This is a genomic window from Micromonospora sp. KLBMP9576 (assembly GCF_050941805.1).
GTDB lineage: Bacteria > Actinomycetota > Actinomycetes > Mycobacteriales > Micromonosporaceae > Micromonospora.
The window spans coordinates 4067502-4082105 of the sequence record NZ_CP194567.1; the positions used below are offsets into that span (position 1 = coordinate 4067502).

Annotated in this window: 5 protein-coding genes; all 5 read right to left on the reverse strand. The window is 70.8% G+C overall.

Going from position 1 to position 14604, the window contains the following annotated elements:
• Nucleotides 1-32: 32 nt before the first annotated feature.
• Nucleotides 33-8000 carry a hypothetical protein gene (locus ACQ452_RS17785; RefSeq protein WP_433386010.1) on the reverse strand — a complete coding sequence of 2656 codons (7968 nt, stop codon included), beginning with the start codon at nt 7998-8000 and terminating at the stop codon, nt 33-35.
• 44 nt (nt 8001-8044) lie between these two features.
• Entirely contained in the window at nt 8045-10144 is a 2100-nt protein-coding gene (locus tag ACQ452_RS17790; RefSeq protein WP_433386013.1) for a hypothetical protein, read from the reverse strand.
• 200 nt (nt 10145-10344) lie between these two features.
• Complete coding sequence (locus ACQ452_RS17795; protein WP_433386016.1) at nt 10345-11178, reverse strand: hypothetical protein; 834 nt, start codon at nt 11176-11178, stop codon at nt 10345-10347.
• A gap of 173 nt (nt 11179-11351) precedes the next feature.
• Entirely contained in the window at nt 11352-13823 is a 2472-nt protein-coding gene (locus tag ACQ452_RS17800) for an FtsX-like permease family protein (protein ID WP_433386019.1), read from the reverse strand.
• Nucleotides 13820-14581, reverse strand: coding sequence for an ABC transporter ATP-binding protein (locus ACQ452_RS17805; RefSeq protein WP_433386022.1), 762 nt, complete (start codon nt 14579-14581; stop codon nt 13820-13822). Before ACQ452_RS17805 ends, ACQ452_RS17800 begins: the two co-directional genes overlap by 4 nt.
• Nucleotides 14582-14604: the final 23 nt, after the last annotated feature.

The window sequence follows — 14604 nt, forward strand, 5'->3', positions numbered from 1 at the left end:
CCCCGCTGCCGCGCCGGCCGCGGGACGCCCGATCAGCACGCGGCGACCGCCTTCAGCACCTTGTCCAGGTTGTCTCGCTGATCGTCACTGGTCATATCCGCACGGAGATCGTCGAGCGCCTCGATCCAGATGGCCTTCTGGCCCCCGTCCAGCCGCGGCTTGTTCTCCCGGACGAACGCATCCGCTTCGTCGAACGCGCCGGCCTTGACCTTGTCTATGGCGTCGAGCAATGACACGGCGAAGTCGAAGTCGCCGCGATCTGCCTCCGCCGCGCCCAGCCGGACCGCCTTGACCAGGTCCACGAAGTCGCCCATGGCGACGCCGGTGTCCTGGGGGCCCATGGCGGTGTCACCGAGCCGACCGACCGCCCGCAGCAGCGTGCCCGGCTGCGCAATCCGCGAGGCTTGCGTGAACTCGACCACGACCTCCTGGTCCGGGCCGAACCGCAGCAGGGGCTTCACCAGCGCAACGTTCATGCTGGTCGGGACCCGCTCGGCCATCCGGGCAGCCTGTTCCAGGCTCGTCGGGTTCTGCAGATCGTCCCGGTGCGACTTCAACATCGCGAGCTGCTCGCGCACGCTCTGCGCGCCCCACACGAGCGCGCCGAACACCTCGGAAACCGGGTGGACGGCTGTGGTCGGCCGGGTCATGTCACGGGCGGCAGCCACCAGAAATGAGTCGATCCTCGGCCGGATGACCCCCGCCTCCGTGCCCGCCGCCGCGGTGCCCGTGGAACCGCTCACCCGCCAACTGTTGTCTATGTTCAACCCGCTGGACGCGCCGTGTCCCTGGGGCACCTCGTGTATGACTGCGGCACCGTACGTGCCCAGCAGCGCGAGCAGGCTGTGCTTCCCGGATGCGCGCATCCCCTCGGCCGGCCCGGTGACGCCACCGGCGGTAGTTCGGCCGCGCGTCACCACGATGGGTGTCCTGCGGGCCTGGGCGAACTGCTCCAACCGCTCGTTCAGCCAGTCGAACACCGCCGGGTTCACCGGGCTGTCACGCGCCGTGCTGAGCCACACGAAGTACTGGTCCCGATGCCGGCGCGCGACGGCTTTGAGGCTGTCCGGCGGTTGCACCGCCGTGACACCGGACACCGACGCGTCACTGAGCAGGTTCGGGATCTCCTGGTCCGGTCTCGGGAGCCGGGCGAGCGAGTCCCGCAGCCACTGCGGCTCCCCGTCGGAGAGTACCGATGCAGCCGGCTCGAGGGCGAGCGACGGGCCAATCGCCTCTTTCCCCTTCGGGGACCGGATCGGCTCCTTTCCCGTCACGGACCGCTGCTCACCGACCACCTGGGAGGCGCCATCACCGGCGGCGTCTCCGCGCTGGACCCCAGCCGCGCCCATCCCGTCGTGGGCTTCCACTCTGATGCGATAGCGGTCCCCGATCAACTGCAACAGCGAGCCGGCGTAGTCGGCGTCGGGCCGCACGGCGAGGCCGTCGCCGTCGACGGTGAGCACGTGCAACACGTTCTCGAAGCTCCCGATCCTTTCCGCCACCAACCCGAGTGCGCCGAAGACCAACTCACCCCGCGTTCCGCTTCGGACGTACACCGGCGACACGCCGGAAATTCTGGAATCGGCCGGCTGCGGGATGCGGTCGGACGTCTGTCCGCCGATGACGGACGCGCCGGTCATCCAGCTCGCGGCCGGTGTCGATCCGTTGGCGGGCGGGACCGGCCGCTCGGCAGACCAGCGATATCCGTCCTGCGGCGGACGGGCACCCCGGATCGGAAGCGCCTGCTCCCGGGGGGCCGCCGGCAGCCCTTGCTGCTGCCCGTCAGCGGCTCCGGACAGGATCGCGGTCAGGTCGTGCGACAGTGGCCGGAAGGTCCCGTCCGCGAGGTGCTCCCCGAAATTCCCGAGCGCGTCCACCTTTCCCAGCGCTCCGCCGTCGCCGGTCGCGGCGAAGCGCACCGCGACCAGTTGGGTGGACGGCTTCCGCCCGTCCGGCACGGCGGAGGTCTGCAGGACATCGTCGAGGTGCGCCGGGGCAATGACCCGAACGCGTTTTCCCCGCGCGTCGTGCGTGAGTCGTTCGGCCAGCCGGGCGGCGAACGAGCGTTGGTGCGTCAGGTCCGTCGCGCCCCCGGGGTAGAGCGCGCGGATGTCGCCAACCCCGCCCACCGGCAGGACGACCACGTTGCGTTCGCCGAGCAACGGGAGCAGCAGACGGGACACGGCGGCCACGTCCCGACCGCTGAGTTGGTCGGCTGACGGATCGTACCGGCCGGACACCATCACCGACTGTCCGATCGCCTGCTGCGCGTGGGCTGCCTGGTAGGTCTCGGCCGTGTCCCCGGTGGCGGCGAGATACAACCCGGCGGAGGTGCGGATGCCCTCGTCGAGCACGGCTTCGACCCGCCGGCCCGCCGGGTGGAACGCGCCGGCCCTGGCCACCGCCGTCTCCGGGTCGACCAGCAGCAGCGCGGCCCTGTCGAGACGAAAGCGCTGTTCGACCTCCTTACCGCCGGTGTCCACCCGGAACGTCACCAGTACGCCTGCCTTCGACAGCAGGTACGGGCTTCTGCGTTCCCGGAAGGTGCCGTACAGGTATGTGTCGGCCGCCACGCTTTCCCGCGACTCTTGCCAGCGTCCCTCGATGTTGAGGTCGACCGGCAGCACGTCACGTGTAGGGCCGGCCGCCTGGCCTCCCAGCGAGGGTGCGGCGACGCTGGGCACCAGATCGACCTTCGCCCGCGTGAGCTTCTGGCTGTTCTGCCCGCTCGCCGCCCCGGGTTTGCCGCCGCGTTCGGTCCGCAGGGTGATCTCGACGAACTTCTCGGCTGCGGCGTCGAAGAAGTCGAAGTGGAGCGTCATCGTGCCGGGGACGCCGGCGAGCAATCCCTCTGACCGGCCCGTCTCTACCGCGTAGCCGCCCCCTCCCAACGCGCCCAGGACAGTGACCGGCGCCGGGAGCTGCTCGATGAGCTGATGAAGAGTGACCCTCGGAAGCCCGTCGAGTAGCCACGGGCGGACCGGCGACGAGCCCAGGGCCTTCATGATCCCGTCATACAACGCCCGTACGGAGCCCGGATCGAAATCGAGCACGAGCACCCGGCCTTCCCGGATGTCACGCGCCTCGATATCGAACCAGTTCACGGCGATCCCGGCGCGCCGCCGATCCCCCGGATTCCGCGGCCCCAACAGTGTCGCCGTGAGTGGCGCAGCGACCTTGGTCGCCGTTTGCTGAGCCGGCAGCACGGTCTCCGGGATGCCGACCCGTTCCCGAAGCGAGACCCTGCCGATCTCCTTCACGTTCGAAGGCTGTGCGGAAAGCACGGACGTGGCCAGGCCCCGCACCACCCGCGGCAGGTTGCTGACCATCCCCTTCGGCTCGACGAGAGTGACGATGATCTCGACGTCGCCGATGTACTCGTGGGTGTGTCTGTCGTGGATCTGGAGGAAGTCGCGGTGCATGTCCCGCTGCGTGACAGTCATCGCGTCGGAGCCGCTCGACCGGCTCTGGCCTTCGCCGTGCACTCGCAAGGAGCTGACCGCGCTTTCGCCGGGCAGCGCCTGCACGAGGAACGGGGTCGCGAGCCTTCCGTGCTGGGTCAGACCGGCCGTCATCGACTCTTCGGTGACCGTCGTCGCGCGGAAACGGATGATCGTGCTGTCGGACTCCCTGCCGGCATGGGCGTAACGGGCACCGCGCTCCGCCCGCAGTATGATCATCGCGCCGTTCTCGGACAGGAGGGTGACGCCGGGGCCGAGCATGGTCGGCATCATCGTCTGCAACTGGACCAGGTCGACGAGTTTGCCGAGCTCCTTCAGCTCCGAGGGGGAGCCGAACCAGTCGCGCCACCTGGGTCCGTCGACCAGGCCGGCCAGGTTGTTGTGGGTGAGCTGGGACTCGATCAGCGTGCGTAACGGGTTGGCCTGGGATCCCCCGGGGAATGGCACCAACGACCGGGTGGACGACAACACCGGGATGCGCGACGTTGCCAGGACCCGAGGTACACCGGCCGGCAACGCGGGCGCCGTCACGCCTTGCCGGCGGAGCACCGGCACCCGATCGACGCGTATCTCCACCGGCGGTCCGCTGTCGACCTTCATCGTCCACACGAGGTCGACCAGCCACCGGTTGTATGTGGCATCGACTTCCTCCCACCTGCCTATCGACTGCTCGTGCAGGCTCGCTCTGCCGCGCGTCTGGGAGTCGTGACCGACAGTCCGCGTGTTCAGGGGAAGGAACGCGATTTCCTGGCGACCGTCCGAGCCGGGAGCCGTGCCCCCCTCCACCACGTTCGGTGCGCCATAGAACGGCGGACGTTCGGAGGCGCGGACGTGGCCGCTCTGTTCGCTGACGCCGCGCTGCACCCCTCGCTCCCAGACGCCCCATCCGCGTCCCGCGATCCCTCGTGGGCCGGCCTCCCGCAGGTTGAACAGCTTGGCGGTCAGGGTCACACCGCTGCCGGGATCAGGCGCCGCCTCGCCGCGGACGACCAGCGCGAGCCAGTCCGGGTTCGCCATCAGCCGGATCAGGGCCGCGAGGCCGTCCGGACCGATCCTGGCCGGTGGCGTGTCGCGCAACACGCGGGCCACCGCCGCTCCCCCGAGCGCGTACCCGATCAGATCGTCGGGGCCCAGCGAGATGACACCGCTGTCCAGCCGGTCCAGCTCGATCGCGGCCTGACCGCGCGTTGCCGGGCCAGGCACGGAGACCGGGCCAGGCACGGAGACCGGGCCAGGCACGGAGACCGTCGTCACCTGGATCTTCGCTGCGTCCCCCGCCTTAGGGGGTTCGCGCAGGGTGAACGCCTCGGGAACCGTGATCCTCGCCTGGCCCTCAAGCACCCGTTCCTGGGGTGGGACCTCCGTATTGCGCGTCCTGCCGGCTGTCGTAGTGGATATTTCGAGGCTCACCCGGATGACGGCCTCGATGTCCACGCCGAATGGATACATCTTGCCCTGGTGCGAGACCGCCCGCACCATCATCGAGTTCTGGCCGGCCTGCACCTGCTCTGCGCTGGACTGGCTGCGGTTGTGGCCGGCCTGCCATCCGACGGCGAGGTGCCCGCCGGGCGTGTGCTCGGATGCGTCGGCGACAAGGCGGAGCGAACTGTCGAACGCACGGCCGCTCTGATGCCTGTCCGACTGTTGGAATTCGGCGGTGGGCCCGGAAAACTTCACCATGAAGCCTTCGCGCGGTTGATGGTGGGACGGCGGCTGCGCGCTCTGTCCGCGGCGCAGGAAAAGGTCGAACCGGAGGCGCTCCACCCTGCCCTCGGTCTTCCGGACGTCGACGAACGGCAGACCGTAGGCGTACTCGTTGCCGCCGCCCGCGTTGGCCGCGTCGCCGCTCGAGTGCCCGTACAGCAGGACCTGGTTGGCGCGCAGCCCGTAGGGGTCGTACACGGCGGACAACTTCCGCCCAAGTTGATGCAGCTCAAGGGCGGTACGCCGGGTAGCCCTGGGCGTGTTCGCCTCGACAGATCGCACGAGGTCGAGCATCTGCGGGATGACCTCTTCAAGGCCGGGCAGCCCGGTGATCAAGCCCCCGTCGAGCGAAACGCGGTGCTGGATCTCGGCCGGCGCGTGCCGGAGGTCGCTCTTCCGCAGGCCCTCGGCCTGCAGCTGCCGGTCCGAACCCGACAGGGCCACCCGGGCAGCCCCAAGGTTGATCAGCCGCAGCAGTTCCTGGAACCTGCTCGCGTCGGGCCGGGCCACCTGCACGACCATCCGGCCGTCGACGCTCACGGAGGTGCCGGACTCGCTGGCGTCGGCGGAGATGACCTCGGCTTTCAGCGTCACATCGACCTCGTAGACCGCCATCGGCCCGGTCTCCGTGGTGATATGCCAGGTGGTGATGCCCTTGGCGGAGCTGGCCGAGAGCGTCTCCCCCGCGCTGAATCGGCCGGAAAGGTTGGTCTTGGCATCGATTCCCACCTTCCGCAGAATGTCCTGATACACCGCCGGCCGCCCGTACGGCGTCGCGTTCACCGATGTGCCCGACCCCCTGCCCGAACCCTCCTGCTGCCGGAGCCGGAAGTCGTCCTTGACCTCCCGGTCCGGTCGCTCGTCCACCCACCGCACACCGCGCGGAATCGCCGAGATCACGAACGCGACATCCCGCGTGCCGGCGCGGAACTCGCGGGTCCATTCGCCCGGACCGACGACGTTGAGGTACGCCTCCAACATCCGGGTCTCGCTGCCGATCCAGTCCTCGATGTCGTGGCGCACCTCGTCGTCGGACAGATCGAGCTGCTTGACGAGCTTCTCGGCCAGCGCCGGCAGGCCGGCGATGGACTCCGGTGCCGACATACTGATCACCCGCCTGATCCACCGATGCTGATCAGCGTTGGGATTCAGTGGCAGGCTGACCTGGAAGGGAGACGGGCGTACCGCGCCGGACAGCTCCAGATGCTCGGCCGGGAACGCCAGGACCGCCGTGGCCTTTGCGGGGATCCTGTTTGACACCCACGGCTGGGAGGCCCCGGCCCTGAAATAGCTGTACACCCACTCGCCCCGGACGCGGAAGTAGCGCATCGGGCCGGCCAGGATCAGGCTGCGCTGCCCGGTGTACGCCTGAGTCGAGCGGTGCGACTCCTGGCTCTCCAGGGTGAGACCCCCCGTAACGCCGAGCTGCACCCACGACAGCCAGGGAGCGACGCCGTGCAGGGCCCGCGCGCCGCTCACCGGGAACGCAGCCGCCCCTGCCCTGGACGTCGTCTCTCCGGTCAGCGCCACCATCTGCAGGGCGGGGTCGATCGACGTTCCGGTGAACTCTCCGGCCGGCGATCTTTCCACCTCGACGGCGGGGACCGGCTGGGGCCGACGGTCATCCGCACCGGAGGAGAGGTCCAGCTCGAACCGCACCGTCATCCGCGAGCCCGGGCCGCTTGAACCGGTGATCCACACGTGCAGGCCGAGCCCGGTCAGCCTACGCCCGAACTCGTCCGCCCCCAGGGCGTCGTAACGGTTGCGGAGCTGGTCGCGGATCTCCTCGTTGGTCCGATCGCGCGCCACCTCGGAGGCCAGTCGAGGACGGTGCCTGACCACCTCGGCCGCCACCAGGTCGGCCCCGGCCGCCAGCGGCAGATCGCCTAGTTTCTTCACCAGGCCGCGCTCACCCCAGCCCAGCCGACTCGTCGGCTCGCCGGTGCGGGGGGCAAACCCGACCGGCAGGTCCGGTGAGGGCTGGCTAGCCGTCGCCCTGGCCTGCAGCCAGCTCGCCGCGATCGACTGCCGGGCGCCTGCGGGTGTGGTGGTCGGTGGCGCTGCCGGCAGGGCCTGGTCCGTGCCGAGGTGACTCCCGGCGGCGACGGGCCGGGCGGGCAGCGACACCTCGATCGACTCGCTGCGCTGAGGCAGCTGCATCGGCACCACCAGGCCGCTCTTGCGCATCGTCGCGACGACCGTGCTCCTGGCGTCGGAGGTGGTGACAGTGACGCTCGCGCGCTGGTCGGGAGCGAGACCGTCGAGGCGTGACACCAAGTCGGCGTAGCTGCGGACGGTCACCGGTGCCGCAAGCGCGGGCGGCGCTGCGGCGTCGTGGGACGTTGACGACGCCGCAGCGCCGCCGAGCGGCAGGCCGATCTCGACGGTTTGCTGCCTCAGCCGCAGTTGACCCCGCATGGGCGGATAGGCATCCGCCTCTTTTGCACCGGGGAGCAGGTCGTGCACCAGGTGGTTCACCGGTATCACTCGGACGCCGGTCGCGGAACCCGGATCGCTAACGTCACGTATGTCGTCGATGGGTAGGAACTGGTCCTCGTCGTCGCTGAGCAGGTCCGGACGGCCAGGCAGATCGAGGTACAGGCGGTTGGCCCTGACGAAGGCCAGGGCCGTATTCCGGTCGATGATCCGGGTCTCGTCCGGCGAAAGCACCACGGTCATCCGGGCGACGGTTGCCGGAGGTTGACTGCCCAGCAAGTCGATCACCCGTTCCGCGCCCACCGCTTCGCGGTTCAGGTGGACCTGCACGATGGGGTCGATGCGTACGGCCTGGAGGGCATGGGGAGGCACCGACTCGTCCTCCAGCCCGATGTACATGCCGGACGGGACCACCGTGTAGCGGCAGAGCGGCGGGGGGGCCATTACGCAGAGCTCCTGTCGAAGCACGTCAGGAGGTGCCGCTGCAGTTTCTCGAACGTCGGCCAGTGCGCCGCGTAGGCCCGCTTGACGACGTCTCGCAGGATGTAGTGCCAGGCGACACGATCCTGCCCGGTGAGGCAGTCGGCAGCCCTGATCCGGTCTCTCATGTCGTCCACCGTTTCCCCACGGTCGGTGACGTCGGCGATGATCTCGGCGATGCCGCCGTACGCGCGGTAGGTCTCGGGTTCACCCGGGCGACGCGCCGCCCGTTCACCCTCGAGCTCACCCTTGGCACCCATCACCGCGGCCACCCTGGTCATGCTGGCCTTCGTCAGGTCGCCGCTGCTGCCGGTTTCGACCAGCTCCCGCGCCCACAGCAGGGTCGTCTCGCGGCGGCCGACCTCCCTGCCGAGCCGGGTGGCGTCCAGCGGGCGTCCGGTGAGGTAGCCGATGAACAAACCGGAGTCGGCGGTCTGGGTATGCCGCCGGATCGGCTCGGTCGGCCACGGGTGCTGCGGTTCCAGTGGGGCTTTGCCGGCCAGCGTCGGATCGGCCGCCGCCCGCTGCTCCTGCTCGATCACACCTTTGATGCCACCCAGGATCCGGTCGCGCTGGTAGAAGGGATCGTCCTTGATCCGGCCCTTCCCGAACCGGTCGAGCCGTTCACCGTTTGCCCGGTCGGCTGCTTGCAGATCAGCCAGTTCCCGGACGACCTCGGGCCTACGCAACCCGGTTCTGAACTCGTCGAGAAAGGCCGCCACGTCCTTCCACGTCAGTTGCTTGAGGAGCCCGCCGACCAGTTCCGATGGACCGGGTCCCGGCGGATCGGCGAATGCCGCGGCTCGCGTCAGCGCGCCCCCGGTGAGGGTGCGGTACAGCTCACGATGCACCGACCGGCCACCCTGCACGTCCCATCCACGGCCGAGACCGACCGTCGCTGGCTGCACCGACGACCGTCCGTACTGGTCGGCAACGAGAAACTCGAGCTCGTCGTTGCGTTCGGTGGCGGCCACCACCGCGATCTCGGGGTGCTTCGCCAGGGCGAATCGCAGACTCTCGGCGATCAGCGGATCCAACCTGGACCTTCCCTCGAGCGCGGCGCCACGTCGCACGCTGACCACGATCGTCGGCCTGTTGTGCTGCTCGAGTCCGGCCATGAGTTCGCCCAACGCGGGAGAACGACCCTCCGGGCCGAGCAGGATCAGCTCACCGGTCCGGTCCGTTACCTCCGCGCGCGGTGCCCACGTCTCCCGAACGGCCAGCTCGGGCTCGTACGGCACCCCGTCCGGCCCGATCAGCACGATCTCGTTGTGCGGGTGTTCCAGCACCGCCGTCCTCCGGTCGACGGCCCCGTCGAGAACCACCGGTTCGAGCCGCTGGTTGCCGGTCGCCCACCACAGCGCCCCCGCGCCGTCCCTGACCAGCCAGAACGAATCGGCCACCGGAGCGCCGTGCGGCGGGTGGACCAGGGCGGCGGCCGCCAGGCCGGACTCGAACTCCCCCAGCACCGTCCTGAACGACATCGGCTTCGGCGCTGCCCCGAGGGCGGCGTGCAGGCCCGGCCGGGAGAGCGGGCCCGCGGAGGCGAGCAGGCCCGCGAGGGAGAGTCCGGGCAGATCGCCGAAGATCGCGTAGTAGACGCCGGCCAGCGCGGAGAGGTCGCCCGTCCGCGCACCGTCACCGGCCGTCCGGCTTCCACCGGGCGGGAGATGGCGGATGAGCCTGGCCACCGAGGGCGGCTCGGTGGCCAACCCGGCGAGCTGCCGGCGGTCCGTCACCAGACCCGCGGGCAGCAGGCGATAAGCCGCCGGCGGCCGCCCGGTCCTCTCGATCCGGCCCGTCGCATCGACCGGCGCCAGACGGTCGGCGAGGTCCTCCGGCACGGGACCGCCGACGGCGCTCTCCGGCACGCCGACGACGACGCCCAATCGGTCCTGTACCCGCGCCGAACCGTCCAGGTCGAGAAACGTGAAGGTCACCGGGTCAAACGGCATCACCACCAGTTGCACGCCCTGGGTCACCAGCCCGTGCAGGTACCCGGGAAGGCCTTCGGCGTTGGTGGCCGGCTCGGAAACGAGCATCGCAACGTCGCGGGGCGGCACCGTGACCTGCTCGGCGAGCTGATTCACCCGCTCGTCTACGCGTTCGCCGCTGGCGTTGGTGCGGTAGAGGACCATGCCGGGTCCCACCGGGCTGAGGAGCTCGTCGCAATCCTGCAGCACTCCCACGTCACATCTCCCCTGCCCTGTCGCTCACGAACGACGCCTGCCCGCCTCACCGGGGTCACCGGCAAATCCCCTCTTCATCCGACACCGGACGCTTCGAAGGGGGGCTCCTCGGCCTGCGGAATCACCAGGGCGGCGAGAACGCGGTGGGCGTCAACCAGCGGCACCGGCGCCGGGACGACGCGCGCCTGGCGGATGTGGTCGAGGAACTCCGGCTCCGGCGCAAGGCCATGGCTTCGCAGGTAGTAGGCGACCGCGTCGATCCAGACCCACCTGCCATCGGTGCTGAAGCTCATCGGCACGACCATGCCCCGGGCCGGATCCCGGAAATCGACCATCACGTCGGTCGTGGACACGATCTCGGTGCCGCTGTCGAGATACGCCAGCACCGCCTCCGCCTCGGCACCGCCGAGCAACGGGTGGTCGTCCGTCCACGCCGGTCCGGTCTCCGGATCATCGTGGTCGAAAAGCTGCGCGATCCTGACGGGTTCGCCGGCGCTCGCGGCCCACAGCAGCGCCGAGTTGCAGAGTGCCGCCGCGGCGAGCGGCGAACCGGCCCCTCCGGTCGGGAAGCACTCGACCACCGCGTCGTCCGCACCGGCGGCAGCCACCGCCGCCGCCAGGTCAGGAACCACGTCGGGGTCCCCGGCCTCGACGACGTACACCCGGCGCACGGGCGCGACGCCGTCGTCGGCATCCCGCTGATACGCCCGCCAGAGCGCCACCGCACCGCCCACGCCGGTGACCGCCTTGACCACCGCCAGATCGACGTTGTCGGTCGCGTCCTCCCACACGGAGAGCGTCGCGTTGGTGAGATCGACGATCAGCGGCATGGCCTCGCCCCAGAACGGGTTCTCGTACCGCAGAGGCTGGAAGAGGTAACTCCCGGCCTCAGCCTCATCGGTTGCCATGGGCGGATCATCAGCTCGCCAGGCGGGAGAGATAAAGGTCCGCAATCGGGGGACACCGCCGCGGTCCCGGGGACAGCCGCGGCTCGTCGATCTGCGAAAGGAGTTCGGCTCCGCCTGCACGCCGAGGGCGAAATCCCGGACGGCGGATGAGCCGAGAACCCCACCGACGACGCCTACTCCTTCACACCGATGTTGTCGATCGGAGGGGCGCCGAGCAGCCGCCGGACGGGCCACACCGTGGTTGCCAACGCCAGCAGTGTCGTGCCGCCGAGCACCGCCACCCCACCGAGCGGCGGGACGTACGGGATCGGGTTGCCGGTCAATCCGTTGACGACCGCGCTCAGGGTCAGCGCCGCGATCGTCGCGCCGATCAGCACCGCGGTGCCGAGCAGCCCGGCCTGTTCGGCCTGGACCATTCCCCGGATCTGACGGCGGGTGACCCCGACCAGTTGCAGCAACGCCATCTCGCGGCGGCGGGCCAGCGCCGCCAGCACCATCGTGGTGGCCGCCGCCAGCGCCGCGTACCCGACCATCACGCCGATCAGCAGCCGGTTCAGCCAGGCGCCGAGGGCCAGGTCGGTGCTCATCAGGCGCGTGCGGGTGGCGGCGTCGAGAACCTCGGTGCCCGGTCGCCCAGCCACCCACGTGGCCAACGCGGTGTCGGCCTCCGGGCCGGCGCGGACCAGGACCTCGTCGTCGGTATCCCCCGCCGTGTGCCCGGCGACCGTCTCGGCAGCCAGTGTGACGTCGCCGAAGCCGAGGTTACGGTCGTAGATCGCGATGACGTCCAACGTGACCGGGGTGCCGTCGCCCAGCCAGAGTTCCGCCCGCTCGCCGACCTCCCAGCCGGACGAGGACGCCTGTGTCGCGGACAGGGCGACCGTGCCCGCGCGCAGGTCGGCCAGGTTGCCCTCGCGCACGGCGAGGTCCATGGTGGACGTGACGCCCGCCGGGTCGACAGACTGCGCGCTGACCGGCTCGATTCCGCCGAGCGCCCGCACCACGACCTGCGTACGGCGCACACCGGTGGCCGCCCGCACCCCGGCCAACTCGCGGATCTCCCCCGCCGCATCCGCCGGCAGCCCACCCGGGGCGACGAGCACCCGCTCGGCGAGGGTTCCCGCGCTGCTCTGCGCGGCGGTCTGCCGTTCCAGGTTGGTTTGCAGGAACCAGACCGAGCCGCCGAACCCCACGGACAGCACGAGGGCGGTCAGGACGGTCGCCATGCCCTGCGCGTTGGCCCGCAGATTGGCCGCGGCCAGGTAGCCGCTGGCCCGCCAGACCCGCGGCAACAACGGTGTGAGCAGGCGGGCCGCGTACGCGTTGATCCTCGGGGCGAGCAGCGCCACCGCGATGACGAACAGGTACAGCATGCCGACCGCGCCGGCCAGCGCCCCGGTCGACCCGCCGGCACCGAGCGTGAACGCCCCCGAGGTGCCGGCCGCCGCCAGCGTCAGCACGCCGGCGATCAGCCGCACCCGGCCGCTACGCCGGGGCTCGACAGCGATCTCGCCGAGCGCCTCGATCGGCTTGATCCCGGTGACCCGACGCGCGGCGACCAGCGCGGCGAGCACCGCCACGAGGACCGCCGTACCGACCGCGGCCGGCACCGCGAACAGGCCGCCGGCCATCGGGAAGCTGGCCGGCACGAACCCCCGCCCGACCAGCTCGCCGTGCACCCAACGGGCCGCCAGCACCCCGGCCGGGCCGCCCACCGCTGCGCCGACCAGGGCGAGCAGCGCGGCCTCGGCGACCAGCATGCGGCGCACCTGCCCCGGCGTGGCGGCGACCGCGCGCAGCAGGGCCAGGTCACGTCGACGGTGCCGCACGGACAGCCCGATGGTGCCGGCCACCACGAAGACGATCAGCAGGACGACGTAGCCCCCGAAGGCCGACCCGGCCTCGACCAGCAACCTCCGGGCGGCCTGGTTCTCCGACTGCTCGACGGTCCCGAGGTCCTTCCCGGCGTACGTCGCGGCGCCGGCCGCCGACGCGATCTCGCGTACCACGCCGAGGTCGGCGCCGGGCGCCATCCGCACGCCGATCGCGGCCACCCGGCCCGGGTGGGCGGACAACCGGGCGGCCTGCGCGTCGGTGAAGAACACCGCCGCCGAACCGGTCTCGGCGGTTCCGCTCACCCGGTACGACCGCCCGACCCCGCCGACGACCAGGTCGACGCGGTCGCCGGGTGCCACGCCGAGCCGGGTGTCGACCAGCACCTCGTCGTCGGTCCGTGGCGCGGCGCCGGCGGCGATGGGACGACCGGTGAAGGCGTAGGTGTCCCAACCGTGCCCCACCGCGGCGGGTGAACCGATCAGCACCCCGTCGTCGCCGGTGACGGCCGCGACGCCCGGCACCTGACGGATCCGGCCCACCAGGGCCGCGTCCACCGTGCCGCCCTCGGGCAGCGTGACAGTGCTCGTGGTGGTGCCGCCGTCGAACTCCCGGAACGTGTGGCTGATCGTGCGGTTGGCGACGACCACGTCGGCCGTCGCCCAGAGCCGTGGCTCCGCGCGGAAACGCAGCCCGGACTCGACGAGGGTGCCCATCGCCACCAGGATCAGCACGCCGACGATCAGGGCTAGCAGGGTCGCGCTGGCGGGACCGGCGCGGTGCCGCAGCAGGCGGGCGGCGAGCCCGGTCATCGGAGGACCCGCCGATCCAGCGACGCCAGGTGCTCGGCGATACCTGCGGCGCCGAGCTGCGGAAGATCGGCGACGATCGCACCGTCGGCCAACACGAGCACCCGGTCCGCGTACGACGCGGCGATCGGATCGTGGGTCACCATCACCACGGTCAGCCCGTGTTCGTCCACGACCGCGCGAAGCAGCGTCAGCACCTCCCCCGCCGTCCGCGAGTCGAGGGCTCCGGTGGGCTCGTCCGAGAAGATCACCTCAGGGCGGGTGGCCAACGCCCGGGCGATCGCCACCCGCTGCTGTTGGCCGCCGGAGAGCGCCGCCGGACGGTGGTGCAGTCGGTCGGTTAGGCCGACCCGCTCCACCACCCGGGTCAGCCAGGCCCGGTCCGGACGGACGCCGGCCAGGCGCAGGGGCAGCACGATGTTCTCCTCGACGGTGAGCGCGCCGATCAGGTTGAACGCCTGGAAGACGAACCCGATCCGCGTACGGCGCAGCTCGGTCAGGCGCGTCTCGGACAGCCCCGACAGCTCGGTGCCTCCGATGACCACCCGGCCGGAGGTGGGCCGGTCGAGCCCGGCCGCGGTCTGCAACAGCGTGCTCTTGCCGGATCCCGAGGGTCCCATCACCGCCGTGAAGGTGCCCCGGTCGAAGCCGACGTCGATGCCCGCGAGCGCGGTCACCTGGTTACGGCCGGCGCCGTAGACGCGGGTGAGTCGTTCGACGCGTACCGCCGGTTCGATGGTCTGTCCCGGATGATCCGGCATTCTGGTGGCCTCTCTCCGTGTCT